The organism is Candidatus Binatia bacterium, from assembly GCA_036563615.1.
Taxonomy (GTDB): domain Bacteria; phylum Desulfobacterota; class Binatia; order UBA12015; family UBA12015; genus DATCMB01.
Genome location: DATCMB010000022.1, coordinates 502,731 through 525,290, shown reverse-complemented (window position 1 = coordinate 525,290; position 22,560 = coordinate 502,731). Strand labels below are relative to the sequence as shown.

Sequence of the window (22,560 nt, the reverse complement as noted above, 5' to 3'; positions counted from 1 at the left end):
GACCGGAAGCGAGGGGCGGGGACGCGAGTCCTCGCCCCTCTTTCGTTTCAGCCCACGCGTGCGAGCCCGAGGCGGCCCGCCCAGCGCGCCTCCAGCACGCGCACCAGCGCAGCCGACTCCGGACGCACGAGACCCGGGTCGCGCGCCAGCACCTCCTCGGCGGCCTTGCGCGCGTCGCGCAGGATCGCCGCGTCGCGCAGCAGGTTCGCGACGCGGAAGTCGGGGATGCCGGCCTGCCGGGTGCCGAGCAGCGCGCCCGGGCCGCGGATCGCGAGATCCGCTTCCGCGATCTTGAGGCCGTCGCGGGTCTCGGTCATGACCCGCAGGCGCTCGCGCGCCTCCTTCGACTGCGCCCAGTCGGCGATCAGCAGGCAGTACGCGGCGTCGCTGCCGCGGCCGACGCGGCCGCGCAGCTGGTGCAGCTGCGCGAGCCCGAAGCGCTCGGCGTGCTCGACGACGATCACGCTCGCGTTCGGCACGTCGATGCCGACCTCGATCACCGTCGTCGCCACCAGCACGTCGAACTCGCGCGCCTTGAACGCGCGCATGATGCGCTCCCGCTCGGACGACGGCATGCGGCCGTGCACCAGCGCGACGCGCAGATCCGGGAAGACCTCGTTCTGCAGCTCGGCGGCGCCCGAGGTGGCGTCGCGCAGATCGCTCGCCTCGGACTCCTCGATCAGCGGGTAGACGATGTATGCTTGACGACCGGCCTCGACCTCGCGCCGCACGAGCTCGTAGGCGCGCTTGCGCTGCGCCATGCTGAACACGCGGGTCACGACCGGCTTGCGGCCGGGCGGCAGCTCGTCGATGTACGACAGGTCGAGGTCGCCGTAGACGCTGAGCGCGAGCGTGCGCGGGATCGGCGTCGCGGTCATCAGCAGCACGTCGGGCGCGATGCCGTCCTCCGTGCGGCGCGACAGCGCCGCGCGCTGCATGACGCCGAAGCGGTGCTGCTCGTCGACCACCGCGAGCCCGAGGCGCGCGAAGCGCACGTCCTCCTGGATCAGCGCGTGCGTGCCGACCACCAGACCCGGCCGTCCCGCCGCGAGGTGCGGCAGCACGGCGCGGCGGTCGGCGGCGGTCGCCTCCCCCGTCAAGTACCAGAGGTCGACGCCGAGGTTGCCCGCGACGTTGCGCACCGTGTTCCAGTGCTGCTCGGCGAGCAGCTCGGTCGGCGCCATGATCGCGGCCTGCCAGCCGTGCTCGATCACGCGCAGCGCGGCCGCGACCGCGACCACCGTCTTGCCGCTGCCGACGTCGCCCTGCAGGAGGCGGTGCATCGGGTGCGGCGCGCGCTGGTCCGCCGCGATCTCCTCGATCACGCGCTGCTGCGCCGCGGTGAGCGGAAACGGCAGCGACGCGATCATGCGCGCGGTGAGCTCGCCGGGGCCGTCGAAGGCGACGCCGACCTCGCGCGCGACCTGCGCCTTCCGGAGGAGCAGACCGAGCTGCACGAAGAACAGCTCGTCGAACACGATGCTCTTGTGCTCCGCGGAGCGCGCGGCGGAGAGCGCCGGGACGTCCGCGTCCGTCGTCGGCCTGTGCACGCGACGCAGCGCCTCGCCGAGCGGCAGCAGGCGGTGGCGCGCGCGCACGGCGGGCGGGACCGCGTCCGGAACGAGCGGCGCCGCCGCGTCGAGCGCCGCGTGCACGATGCGCCGCATGGTCGACGCCGGCATCGTGGTCGGCTTCTCGTAGACGGGCACGACGCGCGGCGAAGCGGTGACGCCGTCGCCGTCCTCGGCCGGCTCGAGCTCGGGGTGCACGATGCGCAGCGCGACGTCGTAGCCGCGCTCGACCTTGCCGTGCACCAGCCAGCGGCCGCCCGGCTTGAGCCGCGAGCGGAACCAGCGGATCTGGTTGAACCAGACGAGCTCGACCATCCCGGTGTCGTCGGCGGCGATCGCCGACAGCACCTGCCGCCGCCCGCCCTTCCCCACCTGGCGCTGCTCGACGCGCTTGATCTCGAGCACCGTGGTCGCCGCCTCGCCCGGGCGGAGATCGCGCGCGCGACGCAGCGAGCGACGGTCGTCGTAGCGAAACGGCAGGTGGTAGAGCAGGTCCTCGACCGTGTGCAGGCCGAAGCGCTCGAGCTCGGCGGCGCGCTGCGGCCCGACACCGGCGACGCTGGTGATCGGCGCCGAGGCCGTGCGCAGCCAGCGCTCGATGTCGCCGACGGTCGCGGCGCGGGCGGTGTCCGCGGTCTCGGAGACCGGCTCCGCCACGTCCTCCGCACGTGGCGCCCCGGAGACGGGACGTCGTCCCTCGGGGCTCGGACGTCGCGCTGCGGCGCGTGCATCGCGCGGCGTCGCAGCGCCCGGCGCCGCGGCGCGGGGCGGCGCGGCCCCCCGCGGTGCGTCGCGCGGCGGCACCGCGCGCGACGGTGCGGCGCGCGCCGGTTCCTCCAACGCAACCCCTTCGTCCGAGGCCGCGTCGCCCCCCGCACGCTGCAGCTCGTCGAGCAGCGCCAGCGCGCGCTCCGCGAGCTTCCCCCGCTCCTCCGCCGCGCCCTCGGCGACCGCGCGCAGCAGCCGCTCGAGCTCCGCGACCCGTCGCTCGTCGACGTCGCCGCTCGCGCGCAGCGCGGCGAGGCGCTCGAGCCACGCCTGCAGCGGCAGGCGCGCCCGCGCGCGCTGCAGGTCGTCCGCGCCGCGCAGGAAGCGCAGCGGCGGACCGGCGCTCGCGATCAGCTCCTCGAGGGGGGTCATCGCATCGCGAAAGCCCGCTCTCCCGGCGTGATCGGGTGCATCCCCGACCGCGCGTCCTGCCCCTGCTCCCTGCGCTCGACCGCGCGCCGCGCGCACGGATCTCCGAGCCTGCGCCGCACTCCTTCTAGCCGCTCGCCTTCAGCGCGCCGTGGAACTCCTGCAGCGTCCGGACGGTCATGGTGCCGCGCGCGCGCTCGACCATCGCGAGCGCGGCCGCGCCGGCGCCGGCGATGGTCGTGAAGTACGGCGTGCGCGTCTCGAGCGCCGTGCGGCGGATCGAGAACGAGTCGACGATCGACTCGGGGCTCGAGGTGGTGTTCAGCACGACGTCGACCTCGCCCGCCTTGAGCGCGTCGACGATGTGCGGCGAGCCCTCGCGCACCTTGTTGATGGTGTCGCACGGCACGCCGGCCTCGACGAGGAACTCCGCCGTGCCGCGCGTCGCGATCAGGCGGAAGCCGGCGCCCGCGAGCAGCGCCGCGATCGGCGTGAGCTCCTGCTTGTCCTCGGGACGCACGCTCAGGAAGACCGTCCCCTTCGCCGGCAGGACGTTGCTCGCGCCGTCCTCCGCCTTCAGGAAGGCGCGCGGGAAGTCGACGTCGATGCCCATCACCTCGCCGGTCGACTTCATCTCCGGCCCGAGCAGCGTGTCGACGCCGGGGAACTTGATGAACGGGAACACCGACTCCTTGACGCTCAGGTGCTTCGGCACGATCTCGTGCCGGACGCCGAGCTGGCGCAGCTTCTTGCCCGCCATGACGCGCGCCGCGATCTTCGCGAGCGGCCGGCCGATCGCCTTCGAGACGAACGGCACGGTGCGCGACGCGCGCGGGTTCACCTCGAGGACGTAGACCTCGCCATCCTTGACCGCGAACTGCACGTTCATCAGCCCGACGACGCCGAGCTCGCGCGCGAGCGCGATGGCTTGACGGCGCACCTCGTCCTGGACCTCCTGCGGCACGAGGCGCGGCGGCAGCGAGCACGCGGAGTCGCCGGAGTGGATGCCGGCCGGCTCGATGTGCTCCATCAGCCCGCCGATCACGACGTCGTGTCCGTCGGCGACGCAATCGACGTCGAGCTCGATCGCCGCGTCGAGGAACTTGTCGACCAGCACCGGGTGGTCGGGTGACGCCTTGACGGCGCGCTGCATGTAGTCGCGCAGCCCTTCCTCGTCGCGGACGATCTCCATCGCGCGCCCGCCGAGCACGTAGCTCGGGCGCAGCAGCACCGGGTAGCCGATGCGTGCCGCGATCGTCGCCGCCTCGTCGACCGAGCGCGCCGTGCCGTTCGCGGGCTGCTTGAGGCCGAGATGGTCGAGCAGATCCTTGAAGCGCTCGCGGTCCTCGGCGCGATCGATCGCGTCGGGCGGCGTGCCGATGATCGGCACGCCGGCCTTCTCGAGCGCGACCGCGAGCTTGAGCGGGGTCTGACCGCCGAACTGGACGATCACGCCGTCGGGCCGCTCGCGCGCGACGATCGCGAGCACGTCCTCGAGCGTCAGCGGCTCGAAGTAGAGCTTGTCGGAGGTGTCGTAGTCGGTCGAGACCGTCTCCGGGTTGCAGTTGACCATGATGGTCTCGAACCCGTCCTCCTTGAGCGCGAACGCGGCGTGCACGCAGCAGTAGTCGAACTCGATGCCCTGTCCGATGCGGTTCGGGCCGCCGCCGAGGATGACGATTTTGCGCTTGCCGCTCGGCGCCGCCTCGCAGTCGCCGTCCTCGTACGTCGAGTAGAGGTACGGCGTGTAGGCCGCGAACTCGGCGCCGCAGGTGTCGACGGTCTTGTAGACCGGCGTCACGCCGTGGCGCAGACGCAGCGCGCGCACGGAATCCTCGTCCGTCTCGAGCAGCTCCGCGATGCGGCGGTCGGAGAAGCCGAGCTTCTTCCACTCGAGCAGATCCTCGCCGGCGATCGCGTCGAGGCCGCCGTGCGCCGCCGCGCGCCGGCCGGCGCGCTCGATGTTGCCCTCGGCGCGGATGATCTCCTCGATGTTGCGCAAGAACCAGCGGTCGATGCGGGTCAGCGCGTGCACCTCGTCGATCGACCAGCCGCGGCGGAACGCGTCGCCCAGCAGCAGCAGGCGCTGCGCGTTCGGCACCCGCAGCCGCTCGCGCAGCCGCTCGTCGGGCATCGTGCCGGCCGTCGGGTCGAAGCCCGAGATGCCGATCTCGAGCGAGCGCATCGCCTTGCCGAGGCTCTCCTTGAAGGTGCGCCCGATCGCCATCACCTCGCCGACCGACTTCATCTGCGACGACAGCCGGTCCTCGGCCTGCGGGAACTTCTCGAAGGTGAAGCGTGGGATCTTCGTCACCACGTAGTCGATCGTCGGCTCGAAGCAGGCCGGCGTCTCGCGCGTGATGTCGTTCTTCAGCTCGTCGAGCGTGTAGCCGACCGCCAGCTTGGCCGCGATCTTCGCGATCGGGAAGCCCGTCGCCTTCGACGCCAGCGCCGAGCTGCGCGACACGCGCGGATTCATCTCGATCACGACCATGCGCCCGGTCGCTGGATCGACCGCGAACTGCACGTTCGAGCCGCCGGTCTCGACGCCGATCTCGCGCATGATCGCGAACGCGGCGTCGCGCATGACCTGGTACTCCTTGTCGGTCAGCGTCTGGATCGGCGCGACGGTGATCGAGTCGCCCGTGTGGACGCCCATCGGGTCGAGGTTCTCGATCGAGCAGACGACCACACAGTTGTCCATGCGGTCGCGCATCACCTCCAGCTCGAACTCCTTCCAGCCCTCGACCGACTCCTCGAGCAGCACCTCGTGGTGCGGCGAGGCCTCGAGCGCCCACTTGACGGCCTGCTCGAAGTCCTCGTCGCTGTACGCGAAGCCGCCGCCCATGCCGCCGAGCGTGCGCGACGGACGCAGGATCATCGGGTAGCCGAGCTCGTCGCGGATCTTGCGCGCCTCCTCGAGCGAGCGCGCGATGCCCGAGCGCGGCACCTCGAGGCCGATGCGCAGCATCGCCTCCTTGAACAGGTCGCGGTCCTCGGCCTTCTTGATGGCGGCCGGGTTCGCGGCGATCATCTCGACGCCGTACTTCTCGAGGACGCCCGCCTCGGCGAGCTCGAGCGCGAGGTTGAGCCCGGTCTGGCCGCCGATCGTCGGCAGCAGCGCGTCCGGGCGCTCGCGGGCGATGATCAGCTCGAGGATCTCGGCGGTCACTGGCTCGATGTAGGTCGCGTCGGCGAACTCCGGATCCGTCATGATCGTCGCCGGGTTCGAGTTCACGAGGATGACGCGGTAGCCCTCCTCGCGCAGCGCCTTGCACGCCTGCGCTCCCGAGTAGTCGAACTCGCACGCCTGGCCGATGACGATCGGACCCGAGCCGATGAGCAGGATGGACTTGATGTCGTCGCGTCTCGGCATGGCGTCACTTCGACTCGCGCTCGATCATCTCGACGAAGCGCTTGAACAGGTAGGCGGACTCGCGCGGACCGGGCGAGGCCTCGGGGTGGTACTGCACCGAGAACAGCGGCAAGCGCTCGTGGCGCAGGCCCTCGACGGTGCCGTCGTTGAGATTGACGTGGGTCAGCTCGGCGGTGCCACGCAGCGATTCGGTGTCGACCGCGAAGCCGTGGTTCTGCGAGGTGATCTCGACCTTGCCGGTGGCGAGGTCCTTGACGGGCTGGTTCGCGCCGTGGTGGCCGAACTTGAGCTTGTAGGTGCGGCCGCCGAGCGCGAGGCCGAGGATCTGGTGGCCGAGGCAGATGCCGAACAGCGGCACCTGGCCGATCAGCTTGCGCACCTCCTCCTTGGCGTAGGTGACCGCGTCGGGGTCGCCGGGGCCGTTCGAGAGGAAGACGCCATCCGGCTTCATCGCCAGCACCTCTTCGGCGCTGGTCGTCGCCGGGACCACGCGCACCCGGCAGCCGACGTCGACCAGGTTGCGCAGGATGTTGCGCTTCAAGCCGTAGTCGTAGGCGACGACGAAGTGCTCGAGGTCCTTGCGGCGGACGTAGCCCTCGCCGAACTGCCAGCGTCCCTCCTCCCAGTCGTACGGCTCCTTGCACGTGACGACCGAGACGAGGTCCTGCCCCTCGAGGCTCGGCAGCGCCTGCGCGCGGCGCACGAGCGACACGGGGTCGAGGTCGTGCGTCGAGATGATGCCCTGCTGCGCGCCGGCGGTGCGCAGGTGGCGCACCAGCGCGCGCGTGTCGATGCACTGGATGCCGACCACGCCGTGGCGCGCCATGTACTCCGAGAGCGTCTCCTCGGCGCGCCAGCTCGACGGCTCGGGCCAGTACTCGCGGACGATGAAGCCGCGCACGTGCGGCTTCGCCGCCTCGACGTCGGCCGCGTTGACGCCCACGTTGCCGATCTCGGGGTACGTCATCGCGACCAGCTGGCCCTCGTACGACGGATCGGTGAGGATCTCCTGGTAGCCCGACATGGCGGTGTTGAACACCACCTCCCCGCTGGCCTCGCCGTCGGCGCCGAACGCGAGACCGCGGAACGTCGTACCGTCGGCAAGCGCCAGCAGCGCTGGCTTGCGATCCGCGGTCTCCGTCCGGTTCGTCGTCTGCGTCACTGTCGTGCTTCCGCTCCTCGGGCGCTCGCGACCTCGGGGCCGGTTGCGCGCTCGTCGTGGACCACGCGCCCGTCGACGAGCGTGACCAGCGCGCGACCGCGCATGGTCCAGCCCTCGAAAGCGGTGTTCTTGCTCTTGGTGCGCAGCGTCGCGCTGCTCACCACCCATTCGTACTTGGGATCGATGATGGCGAGATCGGCCGGGACACCGACCTCGATGCGGCCCACCGGCAAGCGCAGGATCCGCGCCGGCTCGGAGGTAATCTTCGCGATCGCGGTGGGCAAGTCGAGGAGCCCGTCTTCGACGAGACGCAGCGTCAAGGGCAGCAGCGTCTCGAGCCCCACGACGCCGTTCGCGGCGTGGTCGAACTCGACGTCCTTCTCGTCCTTGTGGTGCGGCGCGTGGTCGGTCGCGATCGCGTCGATCGTGCCGTCGGCGAGCGCCGCGCGCAGCGCTTGACGGTCTTCCTCGCTGCGCAGCGGCGGCGCCATCTTGGCGTTGGTGTTGTAGCCCTCGACCGCCTCGTGCGTGAGCCAGAGGTGGTGCGGCGACACCTCGGCGGTGACGTGGATGCCGGACGCGCGCGCCTGGCGCACCATCTCGACCGCGGTCGCGCTCGAGATGTGCGCGATGTGCAGGTGGCCGCCGGTGAGGCCCGCGAGCGCGACGTCGCGTCCCACCATGACGTCCTCCGCGGCCGACGGGATGCCGCGCAGCCCGAGCCGCAGCGCGACCGCGCCCTCGTGCATGACGCCGCCCGCGGCGAGCGTGCGGTCCTCCGCGTGATCGATCACCGGCATGTCGAACATGCGGGCGCACTCGAGCGCGCGCCGCATGAGCTCCGCGTCCATGACCGGCATGCCGTCGTCCGACACCGCGACGATGCCGGCTTCGTGCATGCCCGCGTACTCGGCGAGCTGCTCGCCGGCGAGCCCGACCGAGACGGCGCCGATCGGGTAGACGCGCGCCAGCGCCGCCGCCTCGGCGCGCTCGAGGATGTAGCGCGTCACCGCCGGGCAATCGTTCACCGGACGCGTGTTCGCCATGCAGGCGACGGAGGTCACGCCGCCGGTCACCGCAGCGCGCGTGCCGGTCGCGATCGTCTCCTTGTACTCGTAGCCGGGCTCGCGCAGGTGGACGTGCATGTCGACCAGCCCGGGCGTGACGAGCAGCCCGGTCGCGTCGATCACCGTCGCGTCCTTCACCTTGCCGGAGAGCTGCGGCTCGATCGCGGCGATCTTGCCGTCGCGCACCAGCACGTCGGCGCGGCGCTGCGTCCGCTTCACCGGATCGACGACCGTGCCGCCGGCGATCACGAGCCGATCGCTCCCGATCTGCTCCACTCTAGCCATGCCGTCCCGCTCGCTCCCCGGCCTACTCGGCCGCGGCCGCGCGACGCAGCGGCGGCGCAGCCTCGTTCTCGACGACCTCGACCTCGCGCCGCTTGCCGACCAGCACGTAGAGCGTCGCCATGCGCACCGCGAGACCGTTCGTCACCTGGTCCATGATGACCGAGTACGGACCGTCGGCAACCGTGCTCGAGATCTCGACGCCGCGGTTCATCGGTCCCGGGTGCAGGATGATCACGTCCTTGCGCGCGCGCGCCACCGCGTCGACCGACAGGCAGTAGAGCCGCGAGTACTCGTCGAGCGACGAGAAGTAGCGGCCGTTCATGCGCTCGCGCTGGATGCGCAGCATCATGATGACGTCGACGTCGCGCAGCCCCTCGTGCAGGTCGTAGACCAGCTCGGCGCCGAGCTCCGCGAAGTGGCGCGGCACGAGCGTCGGCGGGCCGACGAAGCGCACCCGCGCGCCCATCGTCCGCAGGCCGAACAGGTTCGAGCGCGCGACCCGGCTGTGCAGCAGGTCGCCGACGATCGCCACCGTCAAGCCTGCGATTTGTCCCTTGTGCGAGCGGATCGTCAGCAGGTCGAGCAGCGCCTGCGTGGGGTGCTCGTGCGCGCCGTCGCCCGCGTTGATGATCGGGCAGTCGACGTGACGCGCGAGCAGGTGCGGCGCGCCCGCCGAGGGATGGCGCACCACGATCGCGTCCGGGCGCATCGCGGCGAGGTTGCGCGCGGTGTCGGTCAGCGTCTCCCCCTTGCTCGCCGACGAGACGTTGGCCGACAGGTTGATCGTGTCCGCGGACAGGCGCTTGGCGGCGATCTCGAAGGACGTCCGCGTGCGTGTGCTCGCTTCGTAGAAGAGGTTGACCACGGTGCGACCGCGCAGCGTCGGCACCTTCTTGATCTCGCGCTCCGAGACCTCCTTGAACGATTCCGCGGTGTCGAGCAGGAAGGTGATCTCCTCGGCGCTCAGGCCCTCGAGCCCGAGCAGGTGACGTCGCTCGAACAGCATGGCCATCGCTCATGCCCTCCGCGCCGGGCGCGCGCCCGCGCGCGTCTCGTTCGCCGAGGTCGCGGCCGGTGGCGGCAGGATCGCCACCTCGTCGATGCCGTCGTCCTCGCGCAGGCGTACCTGCACCTTCTCCGAGTGCTGGGTCGGGAGGTTCTTGCCGACGTAGTCGGCGCGGATCGGCAGCTCGCGATGGCCGCGGTCGACCAGCACGGCGAGCTGGATCGCGCGCGGCCGGCCGAAGTCCATGAGCGCGTCAAGCGCAGCTCGGATCGTGCGTCCGGTGAACAGCACGTCGTCGACCAGCAAAATGGTCTTGCCGTCGACTTCCCACGGGATCTCCGTGCTCTTGATCACCGGGTGGTCGGCGCCGCGGTTGATGTCGTCGCGATAGAGCGTGATGTCCATCGCGCCGAACGGCACCTCCTCGCCCTCGAGCTTCTTGATCTCGCCCTGCAGGCGGCGCGCGAGGTGATCGCCGCGCGAGCGGATCCCGATGATGCCCAGGTCGGCAACGCCCTTGTTGCGCTCGACGACCTCGTGGGCGATGCGGGCGAGAGCACGACCGATGCCCGCCGCATCGAGCACGATGCGGCTAGGGTGATCGTTGGATGACGCTCTCATTCATGACCTTTCCGAACCTCGCTGGATTCGACTTAAAAGGTGCGCTCTCTCGGGTACCGCCCGGGACACGGGATGTCAATTGCGTGCTGCCCGCAGCGTCCGAAGGTGCGCCGGGTCTGCGCGGAAGGAGGCCCGCATGTCGCTGCCACCGCTGATCATCGAGGTCGCCGTCAATGGCGCGACGACGCGCGACGAGCACCCGCGGGTGCCGATCACCAAAGAGGAGATCGTCGCCGACGCCCGCGCGTGCGCCGCGGAAGGCGCTTCGGTGATCCACGTCCACGGCCGCAAGCCCGACGGCGGCTGGGCGTTCGACGACGCCGACGCGCACCGCGAGATCTTCGCCGAGCTGCGCTGCGACGGCCTGCTCGTCTACCCGTCGATGTCGTTCTCGACCGGCGACCCGGTGGCGCGCTTTCGCCACGTCGATGCGCTCGGCGCCGAGGGCTTGCTCGACTGGGCCCCGGTCGACACCGGCACGGTCTACCTGATCCGCTGCGCGGACGGTCGCCTCGCGCCGCGCGGCTTCGCCTACGTCAATCCGGTCGAGGACAGCCGCCACGCGCTCGCGCTCTGCGAGCGGCACGGGCTCGCGCCCAGCGTTGCCGCCTACGAGCCGGGCTTCGTGCGCCAGCTGCTGCTGCTGCTGCCGGAGTTCCCAGGGCTGCGTCCGGCGGTGGTGCGCTTCATGTTCGGCGGGAGCGTCCTGCCCTTCGGCTTCCCGCCCGAGCCGGCGTTCGTCGACGCCTACGTCGAGCTGCTCCGTGGCGCGAGCTTCCCGTGGATGGTCGCCTGCTACGGCGGCGACGTGCTGCCGATCGCGGAGCACGCGATCCGCCGCGGCGGCCACGTCCGGGTCGGGCTCGAGGACGACGCGAGCGATCCCGCGCGCGGCAACGTCGAGCGCGTGCGCGAGGTCGCCGCGCTCGCGCGCCGGCTCGGACGCGAGATCGCGACGCCCGCCGACGCGCGCCGCCTGACCGGCGCCTGAGGCGTGGCCGACGGGGCAACTGCGAGCCCGCCAGCGCCGACGCGACGCCGAGCGCGGCCCGCGGGTCTGGCGTCAGCTCGTGGCGCGACGCTGGATCGCAGCCCGACGCCTCAGCGCCGGCGCTCGCGCTGCGCCTTCGCGAGCAGCTCGCCGAAGGTCGAGAGGCTTGTGTTCTGCGCCGTGCGCGTGTGGCGCTCGACCTCGGCGCGCTCCTCGCGCGCGATCGCGCGCTGGCGCGACAGGCGCACGCGCCGCCCGCCCTTGTCGATCGACAGCACCTCGGCCGAGATCTCGGTGCCGGGCGGGAACTCCTTCGCGTGGTCGGTGCCGCGCGGGGTGCCCATCTCGCTGTTCGGGATGAGGCCGGTCTGCCCCGGTCCGAGGCGCAGCGTGACGCCGAAGGGCTCGATCTTCTCGACCTTGCCGGTGACGACGCTGCCGACCGCGAGCTGCGGCGTCTCGAGCACGTCGCCCGCGGCGACGCCGCTCGGCGCGAGCGCGAGCGCGATGCGGCGCTTCTGGTCGTCGATCTCGAGCACGATCACCGAGATCGCGGCGCGCGCCTTCGCCGCCTCGCGCAGCTTGGCGAGCGAGCCGTGCGGCAGCTCGCTGACGTGCACGAGGCCGTCGACGCCGGGCAGCAGCTCGACGAACGCGCCGAAGTCGGTGACGCGCGCGAGCCGGCCCTCGACCACCTGACGCGGCTTCAGCTTCTCGTGCACCGTCGCCCACGGATCGCCCTCGAGCTCCTTCATGCTGAGCGCGATCTTGCCGGTCTGCAGGTCGACGCGGAGCACCTTGACGGTGACCTGCTGGCCCGGCTGCAGGACGTCCGCCGGCCGGTCGACGCGCTGGTGCGAGATCTCGGAGACGTGCACGAGCCCGGAGACGCCGCCCAGGTCGACGAAGGCGCCGAACGCGGTCACCGAGCTCACGTGCCCGGTGAGCACGGCGCCGGGAACCACCCGCTTGCGCGTCTCCTCTGCTTGACGCCGCGCCTCCTCCTCGAGCAGCTTGCGCCGCGACACGACGATGCGCCGTCCGTCCTCGCTGAGCTCGACGACGCGGAAGTCGTAGACCTGGTTCAGGTAGGCGGCCTGGTCGTCGATCCGGCGCAGGTCCATCTGCGACAGCGGACAGAACGCGCGCAGACCCGCGACCGTCACCTCGAAGCCGCCCTTGATGACGGCGGCGACCTTGCCCTGCACCGGGATCCCGCTCTCCGCCGCGCTGCGCAGCATCTCGCGCGCGTGCGCGCCGGCGACGAGCTTGCGCGACAGGCGCAGCTCGCGTCCGACGTCGACCACCGTCGCTTCGACGGTGTCGCCCACCGCGACGGTGAGCGCGCCCGTGTCGTCGACCAGCTCGGCGCGCGCGATGTGCCCCTCGCCCTTGCCCCCGAGGTCGAGAAAGACGTCCTCGGCGCCGATCTGGATCACGACGCCGGAGACGGTCTGGCCGACCTCGAAGGTGTGCGGCGGCGCGTGCCCGTCGAGCAGCTCGGCGAAGCTCGGCTCTGCCGCTGCCTCGCCGCCCTCCTGCCTCTGCTCGGCGGACATCGCTTCAGGCGGACTCGGCGTAGGCGTAGTTCATGGCCGCCGGCGCAGGAGCGCCGAGCTTCCAGATCCGCTCGCCGAACTTGCTCTCGAGACCGCGCGTCGCGTTGCGCGTGTCCACGACCAGCCGCGAGTTCGCGACGATGTGCGGGATGTCGAAGCACGAGTGGTCGGTGAGGATCACCACGCAGTCGGCCATGCGCAGCACGTCGTCCGTCAAGGCGACGCTCGCCATCGAGCCGTTCTCGAGCACCATCTCGGGCACGTACGGATCGTGGTAGCTGACCCGCCCGCCGCGGTCTTCGAGCAGCTTGATGACCGTCAGCGCCGGCGACTCGCGCATGTCGCTGACGTCGCGCTTGTAGGCGACGCCGAGCGCCAGGATCCGCGAGCCCTTGACCGGCTTGCCCTGGTGGTTGAGCCCCGCGACGACCTTGTCCACCACCAGCTCGGGCATGCGCTGGTTGACCTCGGCAGCGAGCCCGATGAAGCGCGCCGTGAAGTCGTGCGCCTTGAGCTTCCACGCGAGGTAGTGCGGGTCGATCGGGATGCAGTGGCCGCCGAGACCCGGACCCGGGTAGAACGGCAGGAAGCCGAAGGGCTTGGTCGCCGCGGCGTCGATCACCTCGTAGGCGTCGATGCCGAGCACGTCGCACATCGACGCGAGCTCGTTGACCAGCGCGATGTTGACGCTGCGGAAGGTGTTCTCGAGGAGCTTCACCATCTCCGCCGTGCGCGCCGACGACACCGGCACGACGCGCTCGATGAACTGCGAGTAGAGCAGCGTCGCGAGCTCGGTGCAGCGCGGCGTGATGCCGCCCACGACCTTCGGCGTGTTGCGCGTCCCGTGCGTGCGGTTGCCCGGATCGATGCGCTCGGGCGAGAACGCGAGGAAGAAGTCGCGCCCGACGCGCAGGTCCTTCGACTCGAGCTCCGCGCGGATCAGCTCGTCGGTGGTGCCGGGATAGGTCGTGCTCTCGAGCACGATCAGCTGTCCGCGGTGCAGGTGCTGCTTGATCGCCTTGACGGCGTCGAGGATGTAGCTGACGTCCGGGTCCTTGGTCTTCGACAGCGGCGTCGGCACGCAGATGCTGACCGCGTCGACCTCGGCGAGCACGCCGGTGTCGGTCGTCGCCTCGAGCTTGCCCGCGGCGACCACCTTGGCGAGCACGTCGGTCGGAACGTCGGAGATGTACGAGCGCTGCGCGTTGATCTCCGCGACCTTGCGCGGATCCGCGTCGATACCGACCACCGAGAAGCCCGCTTGCGCCATCTCGACCGACAGCGGCAAGCCCACGTAGCCGAGGCCGATGACACCCAGTCGAGCCTGCCTCGACGCCAGCTTCTCACTCAGTTGCATACGGACCTCCCGAGTTCCTCTGGATCTCGGTCCGGGCGGCACGGCGCAGATCAGTGCACCAGGCGGCCGATCCTCGACCAGCGCACCCAGCTATCGTCACCGTCCCACGACCAGTAGATGATGAACGCTTTGCCTTTGATGTCCTCATACGGCACGAAGCCCCAGAAACGTGAGTCAAAGCTGTGGTCGCGGTTGTCGCCCATGACGAACACGTGACCCTCCGGGACGGTAACGGGGCCGAAGTTGTCGCGAGGTCCCGGCTCGGCCGGCTCCGTGTACTGCGCGTACGGTTCTTCACCCACCGGCTCGCCGTTGCGGTACAGCTTCTTGTTCCTGATCTCGATCTCGTCGCCCGGGATCCCGATGACCCGCTTGATGAAGTCCTTCTCCCGATCCTCGGGGTAGACGAACACGATGATGTCGCCCCGTTCCGGCTCGAAGTAGCTGAACAAACGTGTGCCATACACGGGGATCCGAACGCCATACAGAAGTTTGTTGACGAGCAGGTGATCGCCGATCTGCAGCGTCGGCAGCATCGATCCGGACGGAATCTTGAAGGCCTGCACGAAAAACGTTCGGATGAACAAAGCGAGCGCCAAGGCGACCACGAGGGCCTCGGCGTACTCGCGGAAGGTCGACTTGGCCTTGGGCGTCGGGCGCACGTCCTCGGCGCCGCCCGACTTCGAATCGCGGGCCTGATGCGGGGCCGTCACTGGTCCACCTTCAGCGCGGCGAGGAACGCTTCCTGCGGGATCTCCACCCGGCCGACCTGCTTCATGCGCTTCTTGCCTTCCTTCTGCGCCTCGAGGAGCTTGCGCTTGCGGGTGATGTCGCCGCCGTAGCACTTGGCGGTCACGTTCTTGCGCATGGCCTTGATGGTCTCGCGCGCGATCACCTTGCTGCCGATCGACGCCTGGATCACCACCTCGAACATCTGCCGCGGGATCAGCTCACGCAGCTTCGCCGCCAGCTCGCGGCCGCGCGTGTAGGCGCGGTCGCGGTGCACGATCATCGACAGCGCGTCGACCACCTCGCCGTTGACCCGAATGTCGAGCTTGACGAGGTCGCTGGCGACGAAGCTCGAGAGCTCGTAGTCGAGCGACGCGTAGCCCTTCGAGATCGACTTCAGGCGGTCGTAGAAGTCGACCACCACCTCGTTGAGCGGCAGCTCGTAGACCAGCATGACGCGGTTCTCGCCGAGGTACTTGATCTCCTTCTGGCGTCCGCGCTTGTCCTCGCAGAGCTTCAGAACCGCGCCGAGGTACTCCGCCGGCAGGTGGATGGTCGCGAGGATGAACGGCTCCTCGATGCGCTCGATGTTCTGCACCGGCGGCAGCTTCGCCGGGCTGTCAACCAAGATCGTTTCCCCCGACGTGGTGACGACCTGGTACGCGACCGTCGGCGCGGTGGTGATCAGCACGAGGCCGAACTCGCGCTCGAGACGCTCGCGCACGATCTCCATGTGCAGGAGACCGAGGAAACCGCAGCGGAAGCCGAAGCCCAGCGCGATCGAGTTCTCGGGTTCGTAGGAGAACGACGCGTCGTTGAGCTTGAGCTTCTCGACCGCCGCGCGCAGCGCCTCGTACTGCCCGGTGTCGGCGGGATAGAGACCGCTGAAGACCATCGGCTTGACGGCCTTGAAGCCCGGCAGCGGCTCGGCCGCGGGACGCTGCGCGTGCGTCACCGTGTCACCGATGCGGGCGTCGGCGATCTCCTTGATCGACGCCATCAGGATGCCGACCTCGCCCGGTCCGAGCTGCGGCACGTCGCTCGGCGCGGGGGTCAGCACGGCGACGCGCGTGACCTCGTAGTCGCGCCCGGCCGCCATCAAGCGGATGCGGTCGCCCTTCTTCACGACGCCGTTCTTCACCCGCACCAGCACCACCGCGCCGTGGTACGGGTCGAACCAGGAGTCGAAGATCAGCGCCTGGAGCGGCGCCTGGGCGTCGCCGCGCGGCGGCGGGATGTGCGTCACGACCCGCTCGAGGATCTCGTCGATGCCCACGCCCTGCTTCGCGCTCGCCAGCACCGCCTCCGAGCCGTCGAGGCCGATGACCTCCTCGAGCTGCCGGCGGACGCGGTCCGGATCGGCCGCCGGCAGGTCGATCTTGTTCAGCACCGGGACGATCTCGAGGTCGTTGTCCAACGCCAGGTAGACGTTGGCGAGCGTCTGAGCTTCGACCCCCTGCGCCGCGTCGACGACCAGGATCGCCCCCTCGCAGGCCGCGAGGCTCCGCGACACCTCGTAGGAGAAGTCGACGTGGCCCGGGGTGTCGATCAGGTTGAGGACGTAGTCCTTGCCGTCACGGGCGCGGTAGCGCAGGCGGACGGCGCGGGCCTTGATCGTGATCCCGCGCTCGCGCTCGAGCTCCATGTCGTCGAGCACCTGGTCCTGCATCTCGCGCTGGGACAACGTGCCGGTCCGCTCGAGCAGGCGGTCCGCCAGCGTCGACTTGCCGTGGTCGATGTGGGCGATGATGGAGAAATTGCGAATCCGGTCGCTGTCCATCGGAAACGTGACTACTTACCAGACCGCGCCCCCTGGCGCCCGTCGTTTCGCTGGTGCGCGCCGTCCGCCGGCCGTGGCGTTCGCCCGGCGCCGACGGCAGCCTCCGCCCTGCCCGGCCGCCTAGCGACCGCCGCCCGCGCGCTTCTCGCGGAAGTACTCGACCGTCCGCGCGAGCCCCTCGCGCAGCGTGACCTCCGGCCGCCAGCCGAGGACCTGCTCGGCGAGCTTCGGCGAGATGACGCTGCGCCGCTGCTCCCCGGGCTTCGCCGGCCCGTGCTGCTCGGGGACGTCCGCGCCGCAGAGCTCCCGCAGCTCGTGGAACAGGGTGTTGACGTCGGTCTCGATACCGGTGCCGAAGTTCATCGGGCCGCAGTAGCTGTGGGTCGCGAGCGCCAGGTTCGCCCGCACGAGATCGCCGACGTAGACGTAGTCGCGCGTCTGCTTGCCGTCGCCGTTGATGGTCGGCGTCTCGCCGGAGAGCAGCTTGAGCGTGAAGATCGCGACCACGCCGGCCTCGCCGTGCGGGTCCTGACGCGGGCCGTAGACGTTGGCGTAGCGCATCGCGACCCACTCCAGGCCGATCATCGCCTGGTAGCAGCCGAGGTAGAGCTCGCTCGCGATCTTGCTCACGCCGTACGGGCTCACCGGTGCGGTCCGGTGCGTCTCCGGGGCGGGGAACTCGTCCTGCTCGCCGTAGCCGGCGCCGCCCGACGACGCGAACAGCACGCGCCGCGTGCCGACCGCCTTCGCCGCCTCGAGCAGGTTGAGCAGCCCCATGATGTTGACGTCGGCGTCGAAGCGCGGATCCGCGACCGAGCGCCGGACGTCCATCTGCGCCGCGTGGTGGCTCAGCAGCTCCGGACGCTCGCGCGCGAACAGATCGGCGATCGCCGGGTCGCGGACGTCCATCTGCACGAAGCGCGCGCCCTCGGGCACCTGCTCGCGCTTGCCGCTCGACAGGTCGTCGACCACGACGACGTCGTGTCCGGCCTGCACGTACGCCTCGGCGACGTGCGAGCCGATGAAGCCCGCGCCACCGGTGACCACGATCTTCATGAGGCTTCCCTGCCTTTCGCGAGCCGTCAGGCCTGTTCGGCGAAGCGCGCGCGGAAGTACTCGATGGTGCGCGCGAGACCTTCCTCGACCGACACGCGCGGCTCCCAGCCGAGCACGGTGCGCGCACGCGTGATGTCGGGGCGGCGTACCTGCGGGTCGTCCTTGGTGCGCTCGTCGGTCGGCGTGACGAAGACGATCTCGGACGTCGAGCCCGTCAGCTTCTGCACGAGCTGCGCGAACTCGAGGATCTTCATCTCGGACGGGTTGCCGAGGTTGATCGGCTCGGGTTCCGGCACGTGCATGAGCTTGACGATGCCGTCGACGAGGTCGCTCACGTAGCAGAAGCTGCGCGTGCGCGAGCCGTCGTCGTAGACGGTGAGCGGCTCGCCACGCAGCGCCTGCGCGATGAAGTTCGTCACCACCCGCCCGTCCTCGGGACGCATGCGCGGGCCGTAGGTGTTGAAGATGCGAAAGATGCGCGTGTCGAGGCCGTGGTAGCGGTGGTACGCCATCGTGATGGCCTCGGCGAAGCGCTTCGACTCGTCGTACACGCCGCGCGGGCCGACCGGATTGACGTTGCCCCAGTACGACTCGGGCTGCGGGTGCACGAGCGGGTCGCCGTACACCTCGGAGGTCGAGGCGAGCATGAAGCAGGCGCCCTTGCTGCGCGCGAGGCCGAGCGCCTTGTGCGTGCCGAGCGCGCCGACCTTCAGCGTCGGGATCGGCTTCTTCAGGTAGTCGACCGGGCTCGGCAGCGACGCCAGGTGCAGCACCACGTCGAGCTTGCCCTCGATGTAGATGTACTCCGTGACGTCGTGCTTGATGAACTTGAAGCGCTCGTGACCGGCGAGGTGCTCGATGTTGCGCGTGTGCCCGGTCGCGAGGTTGTCGATCGCGATCACCGAGTGGCCGTCCGCGAGCAGGCGGTCGGCGAGGTGCGAGCCGATGAAGCCGGCTCCGCCGGTGATGAGAATTCTCATCGGCCGCCGTTCTCCGGCCGCACCGTGCGGCGTCCCATCGAGTAGTACGTGAAGCCGTGGGCGAGCATCTGCTGCGGCTCGTACACGTTGCGCCCGTCGAAGATCACCGGCGACTTCATCAGCGACTTCATGCGCTGGAAGTCCGGACGCCGGAACTCGTTCCACTCGGTGACGATGATGAGCGCCTCGGCGTCCTTGAGGGCGTCGTAGTTGAGGCGGTGGTAGGTGACGCGGTCGCCGAGGATCTTGCGCGCCTCGTTCATCGCCTCGGGATCGTGCACCGCGACCTTCGCGCCGCACCCGAGCAGGCGCTCGATGATCACCACCGACGGCGCCTCGCGCATGTCGTCGGTGCGCGGCTTGAACGCGAGCCCCCACACCGCGAGCTGACGCCCGGAGACGTCGCCGCCGAAGTGCTCGAGGATGCGTCCCACGAGGACGCGCTTCTGCCGGTCGTTCACCTCGTCGACCGCGCGCAGCAGCGTGAAGTCGAGCTGGTGGTCCTGCGCGGTCGAGATGATCGCGTGGACGTCCTTCGGGAAGCAGCTGCCGCCGTAGCCCACGCCCGGGAAGAGGAAGTGCGGCCCGATGCGGCGGTCGGTACCGATGCCGCGGCGCACGGCGTTGATGTCGGCGCCGACCTTCTCGCACAGGTTCGCGATCTCGTTGATGAACGAGATCTTGGTCGCGAGCAGCGAGTTCGCCGCGTACTTGGTCATCTCCGCCGAGCGGTTGTCCATCACCAGGATGGGGTTCTCGGTGCGGACGAACGGTGAGTAGATCTCCTTCATCTTCTCGAGCGCCGCCTCGTCGTCGCCGCCGAGCACCACGCGATCCGGCTTCATGAAGTCCTCGATCGCGGCGCCCTCCTTCATGAACTCCGGATTCGAGATCACGGGCAGGTGGTGCTTGCTGTGCTCGCGCATGATGCGGCGCACGCGGTCGGCGGTGCCGATCGGCACGGTGCTCTTGATCGCCACCACCTTGTCGCCGTTCGCCGCCTTGGCGATGCCCTCGGCGACCGCCATCACGGCGCGCAGGTCGGCAGCCCCGGAGTGGTCCATGGGCGTGCCGACCGCGATGAAGCAGATCTCCGCCCCCTTCACGGCGGCGTCGAGGTCGGTGGTGAACTGCAGGCGCTTCTCCTCGCTGTTGCGCCGCACCAGCTCCTCGAGCCCCGGCTCGTAGATCGGAATCTCACAGCGCTGCAGCGCCTCGATCTTCTCCGCAACGTTGTCGACACAGGTCACGTCGTTGCCGCTCTCGGCGAAGCAGGTTCCGGCGACCAGACCGACGTAGCCCGTTCCAACGACACAGATTTTCATGGACCAATCTCCCGTTCAGGGGTTCACGGGGCGCGCGCGGCGCCAAGGCATCAGTAGGCGTTCTTGTTGGCGAAGCCTCGAACGAAGGTGAGCGCGAGGATCTTGAGGTCGAGCAGCAGGGACCAGTTCTCGATGTAGTAAAGATCGTACTTGATGCGCTGCTCAATAGAGGTATTTCCGCGCCAGCCGTGGACCTGCGCCCAGCCCGTCATACCGGCCCGGACCATGTGGCGCAGCATGTAGCGCGGGACGCGCCGGCGGAACTCCTCGATGAAGATGGGCCGCTCGGGACGCGGCCCGACGAGGCTCATCTCGCCGCGCAGCACGTTGATGAGCTGCGGCAGCTCGTCGAGCGACAGGCGACGCAGCCAGGCTCCGACCTTGGTGCGGCGCGGGTCGTCGGGAGTGGCCCACACCGGGCCGGTGTCCTCCTCGGCGTCCTCGCGCATGGTGCGGAACTTCCAGACGCGGAACACGCGCCCGTCGAGCCCCATGCGCTCCTGGCTGAACAGCACGGGCCCCGGCGAGGTCAGCTTGACGAGCAGCGCGATGACCAGCATCAGCGGCGCCGCGACGACCAGCGCGACGGAGCCTAGCGCAACGTCCATGGCGCGCTTCGCGACCCGGTTCCAGCCGGTGAGCGGCGTCGCGCGCAGGCTGATCACCGGCAGGCCCTCGAACTCCTCGATGCCGCTGCGCAGGCTGACGAAGCGCTCGACGTCGGGGACGACCTTGATGTCGACCGCGGCCGAGTCGAGCTTCGAGACGATCCCGCCGAGCCGCGGCAGCGCCTCGAACGGCAGCGCGAGCACGACCTGGTCGACGCCGCCCTTGGCGACCACGTCCGCCACGGAGTCCCACTGACCGCAGACCGGAACGGCGCCGATGGAAGTCCCCACCCTGGCGGGGTCATCGGTCAGGAAACCACGCACCTTGAGACCGAACTCCGGGTGGCGGGTCATGCGATCGGCGACCGCCTGCGCGAGCTCGCCGTCGCCGACGATCAGCACGTGGCGCAGGTTGTAGCCGCGTCGGCGCAGCTCGCGCAGGATCTCGCGCAGCAGCGAGCGCTCGACGATGACCGCGGCCGTGCCGAGCACGTAGAAGTAGAGCAGCATCAGGCGCGACAGCGAGTACGCCTTCTCGAAGCCGAGGAAGCTGACCGCGGTGAAGATCAGCATCGCGAGCGAGCAGGCGCGCAGCACCGTGCGGCGCTCGGCGCCGACCTCGCGCGTGCGCATCGGGTCGTAGAGCCCGCTCGCGCGGAACACGATGCCCCAGATCGCGAGGATCACGGGCAGCAGCGTCAAGTAGTTCGCGAACGGCGGCGTGCCCTTGGTGACCGGGATGACGGGCACGACGAAGCGCAGCGCGTAGGCGAGCGCCCACGCCGCCGCCAGCACGGTGAGATCGGCCATCACGAAGAGACCGATGAAGAGCTGACGGCGTTCCTTCAGCATGCGAACGCCCTCGCCGAGATGCCCTGGCCCAAGAACTCGCGCAGTCGCGCCTTGCACTCCCGACGCGCGAACCGCGCCGCGTGCGCTCGCAGCGCCGCCGGATCGAACTCCGACTCGACCTGCAGGAACTCGCGCACGCCCGCCGCGAGCCCGGACGCCGTCTGCTCGGTGAACAGGATGCCGGTGCCCACGTCACGCCCGTTGCTCGGCACCACCGTCTCCAGCGCTCCGCCGCCCGCGAACGCGATCGTCGGACGGCCCACGGCCGCCGCCTCGAGCGGCGTCAAGCCAAAGTCGTCGTAGCCCGGGAAGACCAGCGCGCGCGCGCCCTGGTAGAGCGCGACCAGCTCCTCGTCCGTGCTCCAGCCGAAGAACGAGACGTTGGCCGGCGCGCGACGCCGCAGCTGCGCAGCACCAGGACCCGCCCCCGCCACGACCAGCGGCAGACCGAGCTCGCGGAACGCCTCGATCGCGAGGTCGAGCCGCTTGTTCGGGGCCGCCGCACCGACCGAGAGGAAGTAGCTGCCCGGTCCGCTCGCGAGCGGCACGTCGAACAGGTGGTCGTCGACCGGCGGATAGATGACGCACGAGTCGCGATGGTAGTAGCGGCTGATCCGGCTGCGCACGTGCTGCGAGATCGCCGCAAAGGCGTCGACCCGCGCCGAGGACGCGACGTCCCACATCCGCAGCCACGGCGCGACGATCCGGCCGGCGACGCGCAGGGAGCGCGAGCCGCGGGAGTCGAAGTACTCGCCGTACGCGTCCCAGATGTAGCGCATCGGCGTCAGGCAGTAGCAGGCGTGCCAGGACTCCGGCGCCGGCACCACGCCCTTCGCGACGCAGTGGCTGACGCTCACGATCGCGTCGAAGCCGCGCATGTCGAACTGCTCGATCGCCCAGGGCAGAACCGGCAGGTAGTACGGGTACGCCTTGAGGGCGAGCGGCAGGCGCTGCAGCGACGAGGTGTGGATCTTCCGCGACTCGATCCGCTTCGAGACCGACCCCGGCGCGTGCAGCAGCGTGAAGATCTCCGCGTCCGGCAGGAGCTCGCACATGAGATCGAGGCACTTCTCCCCGCCCCGCATCCCGACGAGCCAA

16 protein-coding genes are annotated in these 22,560 nt (G+C 70.2%); 1 reads left to right on the top strand and 15 read right to left on the bottom strand.

The window, feature by feature from the left end; genetic code table 11:
• Window positions 1–47: 47 nt before the first annotated feature.
• The 6 genes from recG to pyrR form a co-directional block, all read right to left on the bottom strand.
• A complete protein-coding gene (recG, locus tag VIS07_20870) occupies window positions 48–2,711 on the bottom strand; it encodes an ATP-dependent DNA helicase RecG (GenBank protein ID HEY8517972.1) in 2,664 nt (887 codons plus the stop codon).
• Between the two features lie 124 nt (window positions 2,712–2,835).
• Window positions 2,836–6,084, bottom strand: coding sequence for a carbamoyl-phosphate synthase large subunit (carB, locus tag VIS07_20865; protein HEY8517971.1), 3,249 nt, complete (start codon window positions 6,082–6,084; stop codon window positions 2,836–2,838).
• Between the two features lie 4 nt (window positions 6,085–6,088).
• Window positions 6,089–7,246 carry a glutamine-hydrolyzing carbamoyl-phosphate synthase small subunit gene (carA, locus tag VIS07_20860; GenBank protein HEY8517970.1) on the bottom strand — a complete coding sequence of 386 codons (1,158 nt, stop codon included), beginning with the start codon at window positions 7,244–7,246 and terminating at the stop codon, window positions 6,089–6,091.
• Complete coding sequence (locus VIS07_20855) at window positions 7,243–8,598, bottom strand: dihydroorotase (GenBank protein HEY8517969.1); 1,356 nt, start codon at window positions 8,596–8,598, stop codon at window positions 7,243–7,245. The genes carA and VIS07_20855 overlap by 4 nt, the downstream gene beginning before the upstream one ends.
• Before the next feature lie 22 nt (window positions 8,599–8,620).
• Entirely contained in the window at window positions 8,621–9,604 is a 984-nt protein-coding gene (locus VIS07_20850) for an aspartate carbamoyltransferase catalytic subunit (protein HEY8517968.1), read from the bottom strand.
• A gap of 9 nt (window positions 9,605–9,613) precedes the next feature.
• The gene (gene pyrR / locus VIS07_20845; GenBank protein ID HEY8517967.1) at window positions 9,614–10,225 is read right to left on the bottom strand and encodes a bifunctional pyr operon transcriptional regulator/uracil phosphoribosyltransferase PyrR; all 612 of its coding nucleotides are present in this window, start codon (window positions 10,223–10,225) and stop codon (window positions 9,614–9,616) included.
• Between the two features lie 136 nt (window positions 10,226–10,361).
• Between pyrR and VIS07_20840 the strand changes: the two genes are divergently transcribed.
• Complete coding sequence (locus tag VIS07_20840; GenBank protein HEY8517966.1) at window positions 10,362–11,216, top strand: 3-keto-5-aminohexanoate cleavage protein; 855 nt, start codon at window positions 10,362–10,364, stop codon at window positions 11,214–11,216.
• Window positions 11,217–11,326: 110 nt separating this feature from the next.
• Here the strand turns inward: VIS07_20840 and VIS07_20835 are convergent, their stop codons facing one another.
• The 9 genes from VIS07_20835 to VIS07_20795 form a co-directional block, all read right to left on the bottom strand.
• Window positions 11,327–12,775 carry a S1 RNA-binding domain-containing protein gene (locus VIS07_20835; GenBank protein HEY8517965.1) on the bottom strand — a complete coding sequence of 483 codons (1,449 nt, stop codon included), beginning with the start codon at window positions 12,773–12,775 and terminating at the stop codon, window positions 11,327–11,329.
• A gap of 4 nt (window positions 12,776–12,779) precedes the next feature.
• Window positions 12,780–14,132 (bottom strand): nucleotide sugar dehydrogenase, encoded by a 1,353-nt coding sequence (locus VIS07_20830; GenBank protein HEY8517964.1) that lies wholly within the window; start codon window positions 14,130–14,132, stop codon window positions 12,780–12,782.
• Between the two features lie 50 nt (window positions 14,133–14,182).
• Window positions 14,183–14,794 carry a signal peptidase I gene (gene lepB / locus VIS07_20825; protein HEY8517963.1) on the bottom strand — a complete coding sequence of 204 codons (612 nt, stop codon included), beginning with the start codon at window positions 14,792–14,794 and terminating at the stop codon, window positions 14,183–14,185.
• Between the two features lie 47 nt (window positions 14,795–14,841).
• Complete coding sequence (gene lepA, locus VIS07_20820; protein HEY8517962.1) at window positions 14,842–16,641, bottom strand: translation elongation factor 4; 1,800 nt, start codon at window positions 16,639–16,641, stop codon at window positions 14,842–14,844.
• Between the two features lie 120 nt (window positions 16,642–16,761).
• Window positions 16,762–17,697: an NAD-dependent epimerase/dehydratase family protein gene (locus VIS07_20815; GenBank protein ID HEY8517961.1), complete on the bottom strand. Its 936-nt coding sequence runs from the start codon at window positions 17,695–17,697 to the stop codon at window positions 16,762–16,764.
• A 26-nt stretch (window positions 17,698–17,723) separates the two neighbouring features.
• Window positions 17,724–18,677 (bottom strand): UDP-glucuronic acid decarboxylase family protein, encoded by a 954-nt coding sequence (locus tag VIS07_20810; protein HEY8517960.1) that lies wholly within the window; start codon window positions 18,675–18,677, stop codon window positions 17,724–17,726.
• Window positions 18,674–20,002, bottom strand: coding sequence for a UDP-glucose/GDP-mannose dehydrogenase family protein (locus VIS07_20805; protein HEY8517959.1), 1,329 nt, complete (start codon window positions 20,000–20,002; stop codon window positions 18,674–18,676). Before VIS07_20805 ends, VIS07_20810 begins: the two co-directional genes overlap by 4 nt.
• A gap of 50 nt (window positions 20,003–20,052) precedes the next feature.
• Window positions 20,053–21,462: an undecaprenyl-phosphate glucose phosphotransferase gene (locus VIS07_20800; protein HEY8517958.1), complete on the bottom strand. Its 1,410-nt coding sequence runs from the start codon at window positions 21,460–21,462 to the stop codon at window positions 20,053–20,055.
• Window positions 21,456–22,547: a glycosyltransferase gene (locus VIS07_20795; GenBank protein ID HEY8517957.1), complete on the bottom strand. Its 1,092-nt coding sequence runs from the start codon at window positions 22,545–22,547 to the stop codon at window positions 21,456–21,458. The genes VIS07_20800 and VIS07_20795 overlap by 7 nt, the downstream gene beginning before the upstream one ends.
• Window positions 22,548–22,560: the final 13 nt, after the last annotated feature.